Origin of the sequence: Dietzia cinnamea NBRC 102147 (genome assembly GCF_001571065.1) — a bacterium.
In the GTDB taxonomy this organism is placed as follows: Bacteria; Actinomycetota; Actinomycetes; order Mycobacteriales; family Mycobacteriaceae; genus Dietzia; species Dietzia cinnamea.
Genome location: NZ_BCSW01000028.1, coordinates 1 through 17,853 on the forward strand (window position 1 = coordinate 1; position 17,853 = coordinate 17,853).

A 17,853-nucleotide genomic window follows, 5' to 3' on the forward strand; every position below is an offset into this window, starting at 1 on the left:
CCCCGCCACGGCCACCGCCATCGGCAGGCGGGCCGCGACGCCGCGCGCGACCTCGACGTCGTCGGGGCGTACCGGGCAGACGGCGTCGACGACGAGGACCGCCGCGTCCGGCCGGTCCTCGGGTGCGGCGTCGACGAGCACACGGATCCGGGCTCCGGCGTCGGCGGCCGGGCCCGCTGCGGCGGACAACCCTGTGCCCGCTGCGGCGGACAACCCTGTGCCCGCTGCGGCGGACAACCCTGTGCCCGCTGCGGCGGACAACGCCGAGGCGACGGCGGGAGCCGCGGAGTCCCGGGCCCCCAGCACCGCGATCGTCAACTCGCGGGGCGGGGCCGGAGCGGCCGTCACGTCGACGCCGATCCGGGGAGCGCGGCCGCGCCCAGGGCGCACAGGGCGGCCTCGGCGAGATCGCCCACCTCGTCGTGGACCGCGAGCATCTCCAACTCGGCCTCGAGACGGGACACCCGGGTCGTCGACAGATCGAGCAGGGCGCGTTCGAGGAAGGACACGACGCCGTCGACCGACCGGTGCCCGGGCTCGCGCGCGTCCACGGCGGGTAGTCCACGGGCCCAGTGCGGCGGGTCCTCGTCGTCGTCGACCCCCGTGGCCACCACGAGCATCGGGTGCCGGCGCGCGCGGCGAACCCACGCCTCCTCATGGCGGCACGGGGCGGTGCGTAGGCACACGATCTCCGCGTCCGGCGGTGCGGCGGGCTCGGAGCCGGGCGCCGCGACGACGTCCAGGTCGTCGACCCGCGCGCGCCACCCCCGGCGGACGCGCAGCGCGGCGGCGAGCGTGCGGCGACCCGAGCCCAGTCCGCCGCGAATGCGGATATCGGCCGGCGCGTCGACACGCGCGACGGCGGCCTCCACCGGGGCGGTCCCACCCCGGCCCCCGTCCCGCTCCCGGGCGGACGCGACCAGGCGCCGGACCCGTGCGACGGGGTCAGGGTCGGGGGCACGAGCCGGGGCCGGGGGCTCGGTGTCGGGGGTCACGGATGGCACGCGATCATCGTGACCCGACCGCCTGCGGGCGGCAAGACCTTCCCCTCGGGCCCCGACGCCCGGATTCGGAGGCGACCACGGATTACGGGATGATGGCCGGGTGAACCAGAGCGAGAACCCCGCACACGCGGCCGGTGGCACCCCGGACGACAGTGGTACCCCGAACGACGGTGGCACCCCGGACGACAGTGCCCGTCTCTTCCCCCGGGTGACCGCCTACCGGTTCCGCCGCGGCACCCTGCGGCCCGGGCAGCAGCGCAACTGGGAGGAGCACTGGCCGACCTACGGGCGTAACGTCTCCGACGAGATCGTCGACCGCGAGGCGCTCTTCGGCCGGCGCGCACCGCTGATCGTGGAGATCGGCTCCGGCACCGGCACGTCCACGGCCGCGATGGCCGCGGCCGAGCCGGACATCGACGTCATCGCCGTGGAGGTGTATCAGCCCGGGCTGGCCCAGCTGCTGGGCATGATCCTGCGCGAGGGCCTGGAGAACGTGCGCATGATCCGTGGCGACGGCGTGGACGTGCTCACCAACATGTTCGCGCCGGCCGACCTGGACGGTGTCCGCGTGTTCTTCCCCGACCCCTGGCCCAAGGCCCGCCACCACAAGCGGCGGCTCCTGCAGTCCGGCACCTTCGAACTCATCGCATCGCGGCTGCGACCGGGTGGCGTGCTGCACGTGGCCACCGACCACGCCGACTACGCCGAGTGGATCGCCGAGACCGGCGACGCCGAGCCCGCGCTCCAGCGGCTGGACCCCGCGACGGACCTCCGCCACGTACCGTTCAGTCTGGACAGACCCGTGACGAAGTTCGAGGGCAAGGGGCTGCAGGAGGAACGGGTGATCAACGAGTTCCTCTGGCGTCGGGTGCACTGACGCCCCACCCCAGGAACCCCGAACGACGAGAACCGAGGCGGACGACGCGATGACCCCACCAGACGAGATGCGCAACCACGACACGACGGACGTGGCCACGCCCGACGGACCGGGGGTGGTGCTCCTCGTGTGGGACGCACCCAACGTCGACATGGGGCTCGGCTCGATCCTCGGCGGCCGCCCGACCGCCGTGTACCGCCCGCGCTTCGACGCGCTCGGCCGCTGGCTGCTCGGCTACACCGCCGACCTGTCCGTGCGGACGCAGGACGCCCTCGAGGCCGAGGCGACCGTCTTCACCAACATCGTCCCGGGCACCTCGGACAACGTCCGCCCGTGGGTCGAGGCGCTGCGCAACGTCGGCTTCGCCGTCTTCGCCAAGCCCAAGACCAGCGACGACTCCGACGTCGACGACGACATGCTCGAGCACATCGACCGGCGCGCCGAGTCCGGCCGACTCGCCGGCGTCGTCGTGGCCTCCGCCGACGGGCAGGCGTTCCGCGAGCCCCTCGAGGAGCTGGCCGAGGACATCCCGGTCGCAGTGATCGGGTTCCGCGAGCACGCCACCTGGGCCGTCCAGCACGACACCATCACGTTCCTCGACCTCGAGGACATCCCCGGGGTGTTCCGCGAGCCCCTGCCGCGCGTCAGCCTCGACAACCTGCCCGACGAGGGTGCCTGGCTGCAGCCGCTGCGGCCGCTGTCGGCACTGCTCACCTCGCGCTAGGAGCTCCCCCGGTGTTCAACTCACTCGGGCGGTTCGTCGCCCGCCGCCGCGTCCTCGTCCTGATCTGCTCCGTGCTGGTCATGGCCTTCCTCAGCCTCGCAGGCTCCGCGTTCGGCAACCCGTTCGGCCAGGGCGGCTTCGAGGACCCCGACAGCGGATGGGCGACCGCCGAGCGGTTGGAGCAGGAGGCGTACGGACGCGACGCGCTCGGCGACGTCGTGGTGTCCTACCACGCCCCCGAGGGCACGTCGGTCGACGATCCGGCGTTCCAGGAGCCCATCCGGCAGTCGCTGGAGTCGATCCGGACCGAGAACCCCGACCGGGTCACCGGCGTGACCAGTTTCGTGTTCAACCAGTCACCGGCCCTCGTCAACCGTGACGCGGGCATCGCGGTGGCCTCCATCCAGATCGCCGGCGAGGCCGAGGAGATCCTCCAGAACTTCCGGGCGATCGAGGACCAGATCCCGGTCGAGGGCATCGAGACCGACATCGCCGGCCTGCAGCCCGTCGCCGGCGCCCTACAGGACGGCATGGACGCCGACCTCGTGCGCGCGGAACTCATCGCGCTGCCGCTCGTGTTCCTCCTGCTCATCGTGGTCTTCGGCGGCGTCGTGGCCGCGTTCCTGCCGGTCGCGGTGGGCGTGCTGACGATCCTCGGCTCGCTCGGCGCACTTCACCTGCTGTCACTGATCACGCCCGTGAACTCCTTCGCACAGAACGTCGTGACCCTCATCGGCCTGGGACTGGCGATCGACTACGGCCTGTTCGTGGTGAGCCGGTTCCGCGAGGAGATGGCCGAGGGGTATCCACCGGACGCCGCAGTGCGCCGGTCCGTGGCCACCGCCGGCCGGACCGTGGTGTTCTCGGCGGTCATGGTCGGCGTGACCCTGTCGGGCCTGCTGGTCTTCCCGCAGGACTTCCTCAAGTCCGTCGCCTACGGCGCGATCGCCGCGGTGATCCTCGCCGCCGCGCTCTCGGTGACCCTGCTGCCGGCCGTGCTCATGCTGCTCGGCCACCGCGTCGACGCGCTCGGCATCAAGCGGATGCAGCGGCACCGCACCCGCGAGGAGGTCGAGAACGGCCTGTTCGGCCGCGTCGCCGACTTCTCCATGAAGCGCCCGGTGGCGGTGGCGATCCCGGTCGTGGTGGTGCTGGTCGCGCTCATCATCCCGTTCTCGGGCGTGAAGTTCGGCGGCATCAACGAGACCTACCTGCCGCCCGACAACCCCACGCGCGTCGCGCAGGAGGAGTACGACCAGAACTTCCCCGGCACGCGGACCGACCCGGTCAAGCTCGTGATCCTCGGCTCGGACGGCGCGACGCTGTCGCAGATCCGCTCGGCCGCCAACGAGGCCCCCGGGCTCACCGGGCCGTTCCAGTTCGCCCGCTCGGGCGGGCAGGACTCGCAGGGCCGCGAGGTAGTGGTCCTGCAGGCCGGCGTGGAGGACCGCAACGCGGCCACCGAGACCGTCGAGTACCTGCAGTCCTTCCCCATCCCCGCCGGCACCGAGGTGTTCGTCGGCGGCAACCCCGCCATGGAGAAGGACTCGGTCGACGCCCTGATCGCCGGGCTGCCATGGTTCGTCCTGTACGTCCTCGTGGCCACGACGCTGCTCATGTTCCTGGCGTTCGGGTCGCTGGTGCTGCCGATCAAGGCGGCCATCATGAACATGCTCGGCCTGGGCGCCACGCTGGGCATCCTCACGTGGATCTTCGTCGACGGGCACCTGTCCGGGCTGCTCGGCTTCACGCCGGGCCCGCTCACCTCGCCGGTCGTGGTGCTGCTCATGGCGATCATCTACGGACTGTCAACGGACTACGAGGTGTTCCTCGTCTCGCGGATGGTCGAGGCCCGCTCACGCGGCGCGCGCACCGCGGTGGCGATCCGCAGCGGCGTCGCCCAGACCGGGCGGATCATCACGTCGGCGGCGCTCATCCTCATCGTGGTGACGGGCGCGTTCGCCTTCTCCGAGATCGTGATGATGAAGTACATCGCGTTCGGCATGATCGCCGCGCTCATCATCGACGCCACCGTCATCCGCATGCTGCTGGTCCCGGCGGTCATGCAGATGCTCGGCACCGACAACTGGTGGGCGCCGAGGTGGATGAAGCGGGTCCAGGAGCGGATCGGCCTCGGCGAGGCCGAGATCGACGACGAGCCCGAGCTCCTCACCGGTCGGCCCGCCGACACCGACGGCACGGGACCGACCGGGGCCGCCACGTCGGTCGCCGTGCTCGACCGGGAGCCCGCGGGCACCAGCGCGCCGCAGGCGCGGGACGCCGAGCCGGAGCCTGCGCCCGCGCCCGAGTCCGAAACCGAGCCCGCGCCCGAGTCCGAAACCGAGCCCGAGTCCGAGTACGAGCCCGTCTACGACACGGAGTACGACGACGAGCCCGGGTCCGCGCCCGGCGGCAAGATCCCCGCCTCCGAGCTGATCGCCCGCCTGATGCAGGAACGTCGACAGGATCCAGAGGCGTGACCGCCGCCCCGGGCCCCCGGTGTGGGATCCTGGGGCGGGCGGCACGCTCTGGTTATGGTGAGGTGATGACGGGGACGCGGGGCGCCGAGGTGCGGCGCCGTATCCGGGCTGTCCTGGGCAACCCGTGGTTCAAGGCCGGCGCGACGCTCGCCGTCCTGGGGTTCATCCTGTACTGGCTCCGCGGCCAGATGCCGTTCTTCGCCGAGGGTTTCGAGGCCGTCGCGCGCCCGCACTGGGGCTGGATCGCCGCCGCTCTCGTCTTCTCCTACCTGTCCATGTCGAGCTACGGCTCCGTGCAGAAGGTGCTGCTGCAGTCCGCCGGCGTCCGCGTCGGCTACTGGGCCAGCGTCGGCCTCGTGTTCTCCGCCAACGCCTTCTCCACCTGCATCCCCGGCGGGCAGGTCTTCGGCACCACCCTGACGTACCGCAAGACCCGGCAGTGGGGCGCGACCCGGGTCGTGGCGTCGTGGCAGCTCGTGATCTCCGGCGTCCTGTCGACCGTCGGCATCGTGCTGCTCGCCCTGCTCGGCTTCTTCCTCGTGGGATCCGTGTCCAACCCGTTCCTGCTGGTGCTCTCGGCGTTCGGCCTGGTCGCGATCGTCGTGGTGGTCCAGTGGGCGGCCCGCCACCCGGACAAGATCGAGGGGTCGGTCCTGTCGATCCTGGGCTGGATCAACGCCCGGCGCCACAAGCCCGCGGACCACGGCGCGGCCGGCGTGCGCAAGGTCGTCGAGCAGGCCGACGCCGTCGACCTGAGCAAGAGGCAGCTGTCCAAGGCGTTCGCGTTCTCCCTGCTCAACTGGGTCGCCGACATCGGCTGCCTGTGGGCGGCCGCCAACGCGGTCGGTGCCCAGCACAGCATCGGCGGCCTGTGCATCGCCTACGTCACCGGCAAGATCGTCGCCACCGCCCCCATCACGCCCGGCGGGCTCGGGACCGTCGAGGTCGCGCTCATCACCGCCCTGACCGCGGGCGGGCTCGGCGCGCATCAGGCCTTCGCGACCGTGTTCGTCTACCGCATCGTCAGCTTCGTGCTGGTCGCCCTGGCCGGGTGGGTGGTCTTCTTCCTCTTCTACCGTGGTGCCGTGGACGTCGACCCCGACGCCGACCCGTTGGGCGAACACGACCCGGGCGAGCAGTCCTCGTCGTCGTCCTCGTCGTCCGGGTCGTCTCGCACCGCACAGTCCCGCGCGACCGTCGCGGCGGCCCCACCGGCCGGGCTCACCGTGATGAGGCCGCTGCACGGGAACCCGTGGCGCCCGACGGTGACCCATGACTCCGGCCCGCTCCCGCTGCTCCGCGTGCGCGTGCGGGAGGACGGCGCCGCGGACGAGGAGTCGGGGCAGAACCCCTACCCGTTCACCGGCCGGGAGGCCCGGGAAGAGAAGGACAGGTGAGACCCGTGGCCGTGCCGGTCATGATCGTGCTCGACGCCGTGCTGGTGGTGGTGTTCTCCACCTTCGGGCGCGGCGCGCACTCCGAAGGCCTGGGCGTGGCGCAGGTGTGGGGCACCGCGTGGCCGTTCCTCGTGGGCCTGGCGGTGGGCTGGCTCGTCCTGCTGGCCGGCCGCCGAGAGCCCTCGTCGATCGGCTCGGGCGTGCTGCTGTGGCTGGCCACGCTCGTGGTGGGCATGGTGATCCGCGGGCTCGGGGACGGCCGGGTGCCGCACTGGAGCTTCATGATCGTGGCCGGTGTCGTCACCGGGGTGTTCCTGGTGGGGTGGCGCGCGGTGCGCGCGATGCTCGTCCGACGACGGCGCTAGCGCAGCCCGTCCGCCAGCTGCGCCACGACCTCCGCCGGGACCTCGATGGACTCGGGCAGCCGCACGCCGTCGGGCGTCGGGAGATCGCGCGGGACGGGGATCGTCACGGCCTCGACGGGCACGGGGACCTCGGGCGGGATCGGCGCCGCGGCCTCGGCGGCCGGAGCCGGGGCAGGCTCAGGCGCAGGGGCGGGCTCGGGCGCGGGCTCGACGGGCCCGAGCCACGCGTCGAGGTCCGCGCGGGTGCCGGCGAAGACGTTGAGGTCCACGTCGTCGGCGAACCCGGGGACCTCGCCGGTCTCCGAGCGCTGCCAGAACAGCCACTGGCCCCAGCCGCCGATCACGGGCAGCGTCGGTTCGGACACGCCGTACTCGGCGAGCCACAGCGGGTACTCGGCGAAGCGCGGGGTGTTGTCCATGCGGTCGATCCAGAAGTAGCGGTACGTGTAGAGGATCGGCGTGCGGCCGGTGCGGTGCGCGAGCGTGTCGAGGAAGACCTGCGTCCAGTCGGCGAGCTGCCGGGCGTCGAGCCCCTCGTCGGTCTCGAGGTCCAGCACGGGCGGCAACTGCGGGCCGCCCACCGACTGCAGTCGGTCGGCGAACGCGTGGGCCTGCTGCGCGGGGTCCATCGCGGGGCGGGCCTTGTGGTAGCTGCCCACGAGCATCCCGGCGGCGCGCGCCTCGGCGATGTCGGCCTCGTAGTACCGGTTGGCCGGCCCGGTGCCCTCGGTGGCCTTGATGAAGGCGAAGGACTGTCCGGCCGCGGCGGCGGCGTGCCAGTCGACCCCGGCACCGTGCGGGTGCTGCCAGCTGGAGGCGTCGAGTCCCTGCGCGAGGCCGTGATAGACGGGGGAGAGCGGCACCTCGGCGTCGGCGCGGGGGGAGAGGACGACGACGAGGAGGCCGACCGAGAGAGCTGCTGCAGAGGCCAGGGCGACGAGGAGTCGGGGGAGGAGGGCGCGTCGGGCTGACGGTCCGGCAGAAGTCATGGGGTGAGTATGTGGCAACCACAACAGTCACACAAGCAACTCGCGCAACTTTTTCCACAGCTGTCCAGTTCGGGCGGTCAGCCACGGCGCCGCTAGCCGGCGGTCGAGTGCGTAGAGGCGGGGTGGACCACAGGTGGGGGTGGCGTGGGTCACGGAATCACAACAACCTGTCACACGCTGTCCCACGCGTACGGTGACCTGTTTTTCTCACCTACCCTTTAGGCGATCCCACCGAACAGTCGGGAGTGCCCCTCATGGCCGATGCCATCGACCTCACCGCCCCTCGTTACCGGCAGGACCTCGTCACGGAAGTCGACGGTCCGGACGACGACCCGTTCCTCGAGGTGTCCGTCGCCGAGACCGTGGTGCTGGACGAGAACGGCGCGGACCGCGGGGTGCCGGAACTCCGGCTGCGCACCGGGGCGGACGGCATCACGCTCACCGACCGCGACCAGATCCTCCAGCTCCAGGCGATCATCAACCGGGCCGTCAACCAGTGGCGGACCTCCGCGTCGCATCTGGCCTGACGCCGCGGCGCGATCGGCCCGGCTGCACTACTCGACCCGGATCCCCGCCTCGCCGATGAGGGCGAGCCCGACGCCCAAAACCTGTTCGGGTGAGATCAGCGCGCCCCGCAGCGCCGAGGCCCCACGCAGGTCCTCGAGGTCCGCGCCGCGCATATCCGCGGCCGTGACGCTCGCCCGCTCCACGGTCGCACCGCGCAGGTCGGCCCCCTCGGTGGTGAGGTCGGCGATCTGTGCCTCGAGCAGGTCGGCCTGACGGCAGCGGGTCGCGGCGAGGCGCACCCGCTGCAGTCGCGCCATCCGCAGGTTGATCATGTCGGCGTGACAGTCCTCGAACGTCACGTCGGTCAGGCGCGCGTCGGACAGGACGATCCCGGTCAGTCGGCAGCCGACGAACCGCACCCGGGTGAGGTTGGCCCCGTCGGCGACGAGTCCGGACAGGTCGCACCCGCTGAGCGTCACGTCGGTGAGTCGGAGGCCGTCGGCGCGGGCGCCGCTGAGCCGCAGGTCGTCGAGCACGGATTCGCGGATCTCCATCCCGCCCATCGCGACGGCGCCCTCCTCTGGGCCGGGTACGTGCTCGGCGCCGGCCAGGACTCCGTCCCACAGGCCGTCGGGCTCCACGTCCGCAAGGGGCGGGCCGAGCTGGTCGCGCCGGGGGAGCGCGGGGGCGGCAGGGGGACGGGGAGAGCTCGAGCGACGACGCAACGGTGGGGCCACGGGCGTCAGCCTAGGCCGCGCCGTCCGCGCCGTCCGCGCCGTCCGCGGCGGCCGTAGCGGCTGCAGCGCCGGCCGGGCCTCCCGGGTCGCGGGCGACAGGAGTAGGCTCGACCCGGCGATAGACAGATCGGTCTATCTGCAGTGATTGAGAGGTGAGGCCATGAGTCTGCGCGAGGCGTTCGCTTTCCCCGAGGTCGTCAACGACTATGCCGCCCGCTGCACCGCCGCCCTCGTGGTGACCCTCGCGGTGGTCACGATCGTCGTGCCGTCGCCCGCCCGGATCTGGCTCGCCGGGGCGTTGGTAGTCGGCTTCGCGCTGCGGGTGGCGGGCGGCCCGCGGTACTCGCCGTTCGGCCGGCTCTCCGTGCACGTGCTCGCCCCGCGGGTCAGTGCGGAACCCAAGCTGGTCTCCGGCGCGCCCAAGCGGTTCGCCCAGACCATCGGCCTGGTGATGTCGTCGGTCGCGTTCGGGCTGTTCCTCGGCGGACTGACCACGGCGGGGATCACGGTGCTCGGCGTGCTGGTGCTGGCCGCCCTCGCGGAGGCGGCGCTCGGCTTCTGCCTGGGCTGCTGGATGTACGGGCGGCTCCAGCGTGTCGGCCTCATCCCGGACGACGCGTGCGTGGACTGCGCTGACATCTGGGCCCGGCCCGGGATGACCGCCCGGAGCTGAGGCGCCGCGGCGGCACGCGATCGTGTCCTCGCCGCGACCGGCCCGCCGCCGCCCCGCGTTAGTGTGGGCCCATGAGCACTCCCGCTGACGGCACCGCCTCCGACCGCCCCGACGACCGGTCCGGCGACCGCGACTTCGAGAAGCGCTACGACACGTGGGCCCAGCAGGAGGGGGTCCGCGGGTACCCGGGCTCCGACGTCGGCGACACGCAGTACGGCGCAGGCCAGTACGGTGATCCGCAGCACGGCGCGGGGCAGTTCGATCCGGCGCAGTACGGCGCGCAGCCGGGCTACGGGACGCAGCCGTACGAGCAGCCCTACGGCCAGCCGTATGGCATGCAGCAGTACGGGATGCCGCAGTACGGCCAGCCCGGTCAGTCCTACGCCCAGCAGTACGGGGCGATGCAGCCCTACGGCCAGTACCCGCCGGCCGCCCGCAAGGACCCGGCGCTGATGCTCGTGGCCTCACTGCTCATACCCGGCCTGGGCACGATGCTCAACGGCCGGGTGGGTAGGGGCGTCGGGATCCTGGCGGGTTACGGCGTGGGCGTGCTGCTCTCGGTGGTCCTCATCGGGCTCCCGATCATGTTCGGGTTCTGGGTCTGGGGGATGGTCGACGCCTATCAGGGGGCGAAGGATCACAACGCCCGCCACGGTCTGCCCTGATCCCGGGTCGGCCGCCGCGGGTCCTCGCCGTCGTCATCCCACCCGCGTGGGCCACGCCCTTCCGTAACCTGGTCGCATGACAGCGACCGAGATCCCCACCACCGACGCCCCTCGCCCCTCGGGCCTGGACCTGCGGTACGTCGACACGGACGTCCGGCCGCAGGACGACCTGTACCAACACGTCAACGGCACGTGGATCCGCGACCACGTGATCCCCGCGGACCGGCCGATCGACGGCGCGTTCCTCGCGCTGCGTGACCTGTCCGAGGAGCGGGTGCGCGACATTATCACCGACGCCCCGGTCGACTCCCGGATCGGCGCGTTCTACGCCTCGTTCATGGACACCGACGCGGTGGAGGCGGCGGGCGTCGAGGCGCTGGCACCCGACCTGGCCGAGGTCGACGGCGCCGGAGACGCGGACTCCCTCGCGCTGGCGATGGCGCGGCTCGAGAAGGTCGGCGTCGGCGGGCTCATCGGCGCCTACGTCAACAACGACGCCAAGAACTCCACCGAGTACATCCTCTACCTGGTGCAGTACGGCATCGGACTGCCCGATGAGTCCTTCTATCGTGAGGACCAGTACGCGCAGATCCGCGAGCAGTACACGGAACACATCGCGCGGATGCTCGAGTTGGCCGGGCTCGCGGACGCCACCGCGGCCCGCGAGAGCGCCGAGCGGATCCTGGCGCTGGAGACGCGCATCGCCGCCGCGCACTGGGACGTCGTGGCCCGTCGCGACGCGGACAAGACCTACAACCCCGTGACCTGGGACGAGCTGCCGACGCTGGCCCCCGGCTTCCCCTGGCACGACTGGGCCCGCGAGCTCGGCGGCACCGAGGAGACCTTCGGTCGGCTCGTCGCCATGCAGCCCGACTTCCTCACCGCGGTGGCCGGGCTCTGGGCCGGTGAGCCGCTCGAGACGTGGAAGGAGTGGCTGCGCTGGCGGATCGTCTCCTCCCGCGCGCCGTACCTGCCCACGGCGCTGGTCGAGGAGAACTTCCGTTTCTACGGCACCGTCATGTCCGGGACCGAGGAGATCAAGGCCCGTTGGAAGCGCGGCGTCGGCGCGGTCGAGGCCGCCCTCGGCGAGGAGGTCGGCAAGGAGTACGTGGCCCGCCACTTCCCGCCCGGCCACAAGGCGCGCATGCAGGAACTGGTCGCCAACCTCACCGCCGCGTACCGCTACTCGATCAGCAGGCTGCCGTGGATGACCCCGGCCACCCGCGAGCGCGCGCTCGACAAGCTCGAGGCGTTCGTGCCGAAGATCGGCTACCCCGACACGTGGCGGGACTACTCGGCGCTCGAGGTCCGCGCCGACGACCTCCTCGGCAACGTCCGTCGCTCCGCCCGGTTCGAGCACGAGTACGAGCTGGGCAAGCTGGGCGGGCCCGTCGACCGCGACGAGTGGCACATGACGCCGCAGACCGTCAACGCCTACTACAACCCGGTGATGAACGAGATCGTCTTCCCGGCCGCCATCCTGCAGCCGCCGTTCTTCGACGCCGACGCCGACGACGCCGCCAACTACGGGGCGATCGGCGCGGTGATCGGACACGAGATCGGCCACGGCTTCGACGACCAGGGGGCGAAGTACGACGGCGACGGCAACCTGGTCGACTGGTGGACCGATGACGACCGCGAGGCGTTCGGGACCCGCGTGGAGGCGCTGATCGCCCAGTACGAGGGCCTCACCCCGGACGGCCTCGATCCCGAGAAGGACCACGTCAACGGCGCCTTCACGGTGGGGGAGAACATCGGCGACCTGGGCGGTCTCACGATCGCGTTGCTGGCCTACCGGTTGGCGCAGGGCTCGGACGGCGAGCCGGCGCAGGGGCCGGACGTGGGGCCGGAGATCGACGGCATGACCGGGATCCAGCGGCTCATCACGTCGTGGGCGATCGTGTGGCGGACCAAGACCCGCGCCGAGGAGGCCGCCCGGCGGCTCGCCGTGGACCCGCACTCGCCGCCGGAGTTCCGCTGCAACCAGGTGGTGCGCAACCTCGACGACTTCCACGAGGCGTTCGGCGTGACCGAGGCGGACGGGCTGTGGCTGGCGCCTGAGGAGCGGGTGAGCATCTGGTAAGCCCTCTCGGGGGCGATACCGCTCCGTTCCGCCGGGGGACGCGTACGGTGAGAGCCGTCACCAGAATCTTGGCGCTGTTCGCAGCGCGGGACGCGGCGACAGCCGCGCCTCGCCTCGGCCGTGAAGAGGAACGGGGTACCGATGTCAGACACTCTCGTGCCGTCCGGGCGGGCGGTCACCGCAGCGGACGCGCCCGCCATCCGTCAGCCGTTCGGGCTCTCCTGGCGTGAGCTGTTCATCACGACCGATCACAAGAAGATCGGCCTGATGTACATCGCCACGTGCCTGGTGTTCTTCTCGATAGGCGGCCTGATGGCCCTGCTGATCCGGGCGGAGCTGTTCTTCCCCGGAATGCAGTTCCTGTCCAACGAGCAGTACAACCAGCTGTTCACCATGCACGGCACCGTGATGCTGTTGTTCTACGGCACGCCGATCGTCGTGGGGTTCGGGAACTACGTCATGCCGCTGCAGATCGGCGCGCCGGACGTGGCGTTCCCGCGCCTCAACGCCATGGGGTTCTGGCTGTTCCTCTCCGGCGGCATCATCCTGCTCACGGGCTTCATCACTCCCGGTGGCGCGGCGTCGTTCGGCTGGACTATGTACGCCCCGCTGTCCGACAAGATCCACTCGCCGGGCGTGGGAGCGGACCTGTGGATCCTCGGAGTGGCGATCGGCGGTATCGGCACGATCCTCGGCGCCGTCAACTTCGTCACCACCATCGTCTGCCTGCGCGCGCCCGGCATGACGATGTTCCGGATGCCGATCTTCACGTGGAACATCCTCGTCACGTCGGTGCTGATCCTGCTCATCTTCCCGCTGCTCACCGCGGCGGGCATGGGCGTGTTCTACGACCGCACGTTCGGCGGCCGGATCTTCGACCCGGCCAACGGCGGGGCGATCCTGTGGCAGCACCTGTTCTGGTTCTTCGGCCACCCCGAGGTCTACGTCCTCGCGCTGCCGTTCTTCGGCATCATCACCGAGGTCATCCCCGTGTTCTCCCGGAAGCCGCTGTTCGGCTACGCCGGCCTCGTCTTCGCGACCCTGGCCATCGCCGGCCTGTCGATGGCGGTGTGGGCGCACCACATGTTCGCCACCGGTGCCGTGCTGCTGCCGTTCTTCTCGTTCATGTCGTTCCTCATCGCCATCCCCACGGGCGTGAAGTTCTTCAACTGGATCGGCACCATGTGGCGCGGGAAGATCACCTTCGAGACGCCGATGATCTTCGCCCTGGGCTTCCTGGTGTCGTTCCTCTTCGGCGGACTGACCGGCATCATGCTCGCGGCGCCGCCGATCGACTTCCACGTCCACGACTCGTACTTCGTGGTGGCGCACTTCCACTACGTCCTGTTCGGCACCGTCGTGTTCGCCACCTTCGCCGGGATCTACTACTGGTTCCCCAAGATGACCGGCCGCATGCTGGACGAGCGGCTGGGCAAGTGGCACTTCTGGTTGACGTTCATCGGCTTCCACACCACGTTCCTGGTCCAGCACTGGTTGGGCAACCAGGGCATGCCGCGCCGCTACGCCGACTACCTGGACTCGGACGGCTTCACCGTCCTCAACCAGATCTCGTCGGTCGGCTCGTTCATCCTCGGCATCGCGATGCTGCCGTTCATCTGGAACATCATCTCCAGCTGGCGCTACGGCGACCTCGTCCTGGTGGACGACCCGTGGGGCGCGGGCAACTCCCTGGAGTGGGCCACCTCCTGCCCGCCGCCCCGCCACAACTTCGCGAGTCTGCCCCGCATCCGTTCCGAGCGCCCCGCGTTCGAGTTGCACTACCCGCACATGAGCGAGCGGATGCGCGCCGAGGCCCACGTCGGCGGCGGCCGCAAGACCCGCGATCCGGGCTCCGCGAAGGACGTGCCGGAGCGGGGGCCGTCGCCGCAGGACAGGTGAGACGCGCAGGCGATCCGTGACCGGCCCGCTCGCCACGTGACCGGCCCGGGCACCCGGGTCGTCGCCTAGGGTCACGTCCCATGACGATCCGGGTCGTGGAGTGGTCGACGGGGTACCTCGGGCGGATGGCGGTCGAGGGGATCGACGCCCGGCCCGAGCTCGAGTTGGTGGGTGTGTTCGTCTCCGACCCGGCCAAGGTCGGCCTCGACGCGGGCCGCCTGGCCGGGCTGGTCCGCGACCTGGGCGTCGCCGCCACCGATGACGCCGCCGCGCTCCTCGCCCTGGAGCCCGACGCCGTCGTCTACACCGCGGAGACCGAGACGCGGTTCATGGAGGCGATCGAGGACTTCCAACGGTTCCTGCGCGCGGGGATCGACGTCATCGCCTCCGGGCCGGTGCTGCTGCAGTTCCCCCACGGCACCATTCCGGAGGACATGATCGGCGCGCTGGACGACGCCGGGCGCGAGGGCGGCGCGGCCCTGCACGTCAACGGCATCGACCCCGGCTTCGCCAACGACGTGCTGCCGTTGGTCATGACGAGCCTGTCCCGGCGGATCGACCACATCCGCGTGGGTGAGATCGCCGACTACTCCGTCTACCACCAGGGCGAGACCATGCGCCGGCTCTTCGGCTTCGGGCAGCCCATGGACACCCTGCCGCCGCTGCTGCGGCCCGGGATGCTCGCCGCCGGGTGGGGGTCGGTGGTCCGGCAACTCGCCGCCGCACTCGACGTCACCCTCGACGAGCCACTGGTCGAGCGGCACGAGCGTCTGCCCGCCGACCGGGACCTGTCGCTGCTCGCGTGCGAGGTGCCCGAGGGGACGCAGGCGGCGCTGCGGTTCGAGGTGGTGGGACAGGTCGACGGCGAGGACCGCATCGTGCTGGAACACGTCACCCGCACGGCCCACGATCAGGCCCCCGACTGGCCGCGGCCCGATCACGGCGACGGCTGCTACCGCGTCGAGATCTCCGGCGACCCGGCGATGCGGATCGAGTTCGGTCACCACGCCGAACACGGCGACCACAACGAGTCCGGCATGCGGGTCACCGCGATGCGGCTGGTCAATTCCGTCGAGGCGGTCGTCGCCGCGGAGCCGGGCCTCGTCTACGCCAAGGACCTGCCGATGATCACGGGCCGTGGCTTAATGAGCAGATGACGCTCCTGCGCGCTGTCGCGGTGGCGGCCCTCGTCGTCGTCGCCACCGCCCCGGCCACCTCCACGGCCGCGCCCACCTCCACGGCCGCGCCCACCTCCACGGCCGCGCCCACCTCCACGGCCGCACCCACCGCCGCCGGCGTCCCGTGGCGCTGGTGGGACGGCGCCGTTCACCAGCTCACGCACGGCCTCGCCGACCCGCCGGGTCTCAATCGCGACGACTGCCGACCGACCGCCGAGCGGCCCGAGCCGGTGATCCTGGTCCACGGCACCGGGCTCAACGGCGGCAACTCGTGGGCGACCGTCGGCGCGGCGCTGGCCGCGGAGGGGTTCTGCGTGTGGGCGCCGACCGTCGGGGCGCTGCCCGGACTGGGCGCCGTCGGCGGCCTGGACTCGCTCACCGGGGCGTCCGCACCGCAGCTCGCCGCGGAGATCGACCGGGTGCGCGCGCTCACCGGCGCCGCCGAGGTCGACCTGGTCGGGCACTCGCAGGGAGCGATCATCGCCTCGTTCGTCGCCGCCACCGCGCGGGCCGACTCGGTGCGGACAGTCGTCACACTGGGCGCCGATCCCGCGCGGTCGGGCGAGGGACCGCCGGAGTTCGTCACCGACCTGCTCGGCGTGCTTTCCGCCGAGACCGCCGAACGTGACGCGGAGGCGACCCTGGCCTGGCTGGGTGACGAGGGGGTGCCGTTCGCGCGCGGTGTGCGCTACGTCGCTGTGTCGTCCGATTACGACGAGCTCACCGGTCCGGTGGTCGCGCCGCAGGTGCCGGACTTCGTCGACCTGCGGGTGGCCCGACTGCAGGACGGGTGCGAGGCCGACCGATCAGGGCATCTCACCGTCCTGGCCTCTCCGCGCGCGGTGGATCTGGTGGTCGATGCGCTGGGTGGGCCGCTACGCAGTGGGCACGGAGGGCCGGGCGACGGCGCGGACCTCGACGTGCCCCCGCCCCGATGCGTGCTCGCGGACCAGCTCGTGGGCGTGCTCGCGCCCGTCCCGCCCCGCTGATCAGGCCCGCCCCCGCAGCCGCTCCCCGGCATGGCGTCTCGCGCGCTCCGCGGGGTGGGCGAGACGCCATGGCGAGGGGCGGCTGCCGTCGCGGCGTACCGGGGCACCTGCGAGACGCCATGGAGAGGGGCGGCTGTGGCCCGGACGGGCTGGCACTCAGTCGAGGCGGAGGCCGGTGTCGGCGTCGAACGCGTGGACCTCGGCGTCAATGTGGCGCACCCGGATCGTCTCGCCGACGCTCGTGCCGTGGCCGCGGTCGAGCCGGATGGCGATGCGCTCGCCGTCGGCCGTGTGCCCGTAAGCGAACGCCTCGGCACCCAGCTCCTCCACCAGATCGACCGTCAGCTCCAGCCCGGGTTCGCCGGCGCCGACCAGCCGCAGGGCCTCGGGGCGAGCGCCCAGGATGATGCGGTCGCGGCCGCCGAGGGAGGCGGGGACGGCGATCTCGGCGTCGCCGATGCGTGCCCGGCCGTCGGTGACCGGGACCTCGATGAGGTTCATGGCGGGCGTGCCGATGAAGCCGGCGACGAACGCGTTGACGGGCCGGTCGTACAGTTCTCGGGGCGAGGCGACCTGCTGCAGGATGCCCTTGTCGAGCACGGCCACGCGGGTCCCCATGGTCATGGCCTCGACCTGGTCGTGCGTGACGTACACGGTGGTCACGCCGAGCCGACGCTGCAGCCCGGCGATCTCCCCGCGGGTCGACACGCGCAGTTTGGCGTCGAGGTTGGACAGGGGTTCGTCCATGCAGAAGACCTTGGGGCGGCGCACGATCGCCCGGCCCATGGCCACGCGCTGCCGCTGGCCGCCCGACAGCTGGGACGGCTTGCGGTCGAGCAGGTCCTCGAGCTGGAGGATCCGGGCGGCCTCCTCCACCTGCCGGCGGGTGTCGGTCTTGTTGACGCCGGCGTTGCGCAGGGCGAAGCCCATGTTCTGCGCGACGGTCATGCTGGGGTAGAGCGCGTAGTTCTGGAACACCATGGCCACGTCGCGGTCGCGGGGGGCGACGCCGGTCATGTCCCGGTCGTCGATGAGGACGCGGCCCTCGTCGATCGGCTCCAGCCCTGCGAGCATCCGCAGGCTCGTGGATTTACCGCAGCCGGACGGGCCGACGAGCACGAGGAACTCCCCGTCGGTGACCTCGAGGTCGAGGGCGTCGACGGCCGGGGCCGACTTCTTGTCGAAGCGGCGGGTCGCGTGGTCGAAGCGGACGGTGGCCATCGGGCGCGGATGCTCCTCGGGGAGAACGGACAGGGAAAGCAGCGGCAGGGAGAGAAGGGGCCGGA

16 protein-coding genes and 1 pseudogene are annotated in these 17,853 nt (G+C 71.7%); 12 read left to right on the forward strand and 5 right to left on the reverse strand.

Annotated features, from left to right (window positions below; all coding sequences use genetic code 11):
- Together DCI01S_RS10730 and DCI01S_RS10735 are read right to left on the reverse strand one after the other, a co-directional pair.
- A pseudogene (locus DCI01S_RS10730) lies at positions 1–348 on the reverse strand (hypothetical protein); the annotation flags it as partial.
- On the reverse strand, positions 345–995 hold the full coding sequence (locus DCI01S_RS10735) for a hypothetical protein (RefSeq protein ID WP_232303104.1): 651 nt from the start codon (positions 993–995) through the stop codon (positions 345–347). The pseudogene DCI01S_RS10730 and the gene DCI01S_RS10735, both read right to left, overlap by 4 nt.
- A 109-nt stretch (positions 996–1,104) precedes the next feature.
- Between DCI01S_RS10735 and trmB the strand changes: the two genes are divergently transcribed.
- The 5 genes from trmB to DCI01S_RS10760 all read left to right on the forward strand — a co-directional run bounded on the left by trmB (position 1,105) and on the right by DCI01S_RS10760 (position 6,847).
- Positions 1,105–1,881 carry a tRNA (guanosine(46)-N7)-methyltransferase TrmB gene (gene trmB / locus DCI01S_RS10740; protein WP_061229218.1) on the forward strand — a complete coding sequence of 259 codons (777 nt, stop codon included), beginning with the start codon at positions 1,105–1,107 and terminating at the stop codon, positions 1,879–1,881.
- A 49-nt stretch (positions 1,882–1,930) separates the two neighbouring features.
- Complete coding sequence (locus DCI01S_RS10745; protein ID WP_082767749.1) at positions 1,931–2,605, forward strand: NYN domain-containing protein; 675 nt, start codon at positions 1,931–1,933, stop codon at positions 2,603–2,605.
- 11 nt (positions 2,606–2,616) lie between these two features.
- Positions 2,617–5,085 carry an MMPL family transporter gene (locus DCI01S_RS10750; protein ID WP_061229219.1) on the forward strand — a complete coding sequence of 823 codons (2,469 nt, stop codon included), beginning with the start codon at positions 2,617–2,619 and terminating at the stop codon, positions 5,083–5,085.
- Between the two features lie 65 nt (positions 5,086–5,150).
- Positions 5,151–6,482, forward strand: coding sequence for a lysylphosphatidylglycerol synthase transmembrane domain-containing protein (locus tag DCI01S_RS10755; protein ID WP_061229220.1), 1,332 nt, complete (start codon positions 5,151–5,153; stop codon positions 6,480–6,482).
- Positions 6,483–6,487: 5 nt separating this feature from the next.
- Positions 6,488–6,847 carry a DUF3054 domain-containing protein gene (locus tag DCI01S_RS10760; RefSeq protein WP_082767750.1) on the forward strand — a complete coding sequence of 120 codons (360 nt, stop codon included), beginning with the start codon at positions 6,488–6,490 and terminating at the stop codon, positions 6,845–6,847.
- Here the strand turns inward: DCI01S_RS10760 and DCI01S_RS10765 are convergent.
- Positions 6,844–7,836 carry a glycoside hydrolase family 25 protein gene (locus DCI01S_RS10765; RefSeq protein WP_061229221.1) on the reverse strand — a complete coding sequence of 331 codons (993 nt, stop codon included), beginning with the start codon at positions 7,834–7,836 and terminating at the stop codon, positions 6,844–6,846. The genes DCI01S_RS10760 and DCI01S_RS10765 overlap by 4 nt on opposite strands.
- 254 nt (positions 7,837–8,090) lie before the next feature.
- Here DCI01S_RS10765 and DCI01S_RS10770 point away from each other — a divergent pair, with 254 nt between their 5' ends.
- Positions 8,091–8,363 (forward strand): hypothetical protein, encoded by a 273-nt coding sequence (locus DCI01S_RS10770; protein WP_061229222.1) that lies wholly within the window; start codon positions 8,091–8,093, stop codon positions 8,361–8,363.
- A gap of 27 nt (positions 8,364–8,390) precedes the next feature.
- Here DCI01S_RS10770 and DCI01S_RS10775 read toward each other — a convergent pair whose 3' ends face one another.
- Positions 8,391–9,080 (reverse strand): pentapeptide repeat-containing protein, encoded by a 690-nt coding sequence (locus DCI01S_RS10775; RefSeq protein WP_061229223.1) that lies wholly within the window; start codon positions 9,078–9,080, stop codon positions 8,391–8,393.
- 160 nt (positions 9,081–9,240) lie between these two features.
- Between DCI01S_RS10775 and DCI01S_RS10780 the strand changes: the two genes are divergently transcribed.
- From DCI01S_RS10780 to DCI01S_RS10805, 6 genes are all read left to right on the forward strand, one after another.
- Positions 9,241–9,753 (forward strand): DUF4395 domain-containing protein, encoded by a 513-nt coding sequence (locus DCI01S_RS10780; RefSeq protein WP_061229224.1) that lies wholly within the window; start codon positions 9,241–9,243, stop codon positions 9,751–9,753.
- A gap of 71 nt (positions 9,754–9,824) precedes the next feature.
- The gene (locus DCI01S_RS10785; protein WP_061229225.1) at positions 9,825–10,418 is read left to right on the forward strand and encodes a chromosomal replication initiator protein DnaA; all 594 of its coding nucleotides are present in this window, start codon (positions 9,825–9,827) and stop codon (positions 10,416–10,418) included.
- A 76-nt stretch (positions 10,419–10,494) separates the two neighbouring features.
- Positions 10,495–12,501: a M13 family metallopeptidase gene (locus DCI01S_RS10790; protein WP_061229226.1), complete on the forward strand. Its 2,007-nt coding sequence runs from the start codon at positions 10,495–10,497 to the stop codon at positions 12,499–12,501.
- A gap of 141 nt (positions 12,502–12,642) precedes the next feature.
- On the forward strand, positions 12,643–14,400 hold the full coding sequence (gene ctaD / locus DCI01S_RS10795; RefSeq protein ID WP_061229227.1) for an aa3-type cytochrome oxidase subunit I: 1,758 nt from the start codon (positions 12,643–12,645) through the stop codon (positions 14,398–14,400).
- An 80-nt stretch (positions 14,401–14,480) separates the two neighbouring features.
- Positions 14,481–15,557, forward strand: a complete 1,077-nt coding sequence (locus DCI01S_RS10800) for an NAD(P)H-dependent amine dehydrogenase family protein (protein ID WP_061229228.1) — start codon at positions 14,481–14,483, stop codon at positions 15,555–15,557.
- On the forward strand, positions 15,554–16,567 hold the full coding sequence (locus DCI01S_RS10805) for an alpha/beta fold hydrolase (protein WP_061229229.1): 1,014 nt from the start codon (positions 15,554–15,556) through the stop codon (positions 16,565–16,567). The genes DCI01S_RS10800 and DCI01S_RS10805 overlap by 4 nt, the downstream gene beginning before the upstream one ends.
- A 156-nt stretch (positions 16,568–16,723) precedes the next feature.
- On the opposite strand, the gene DCI01S_RS10810 is transcribed toward DCI01S_RS10805, so the two are convergent.
- Entirely contained in the window at positions 16,724–17,788 is a 1,065-nt protein-coding gene (locus tag DCI01S_RS10810; protein ID WP_061229230.1) for an ABC transporter ATP-binding protein, read from the reverse strand.
- Positions 17,789–17,853 lie beyond the last annotated feature (65 nt).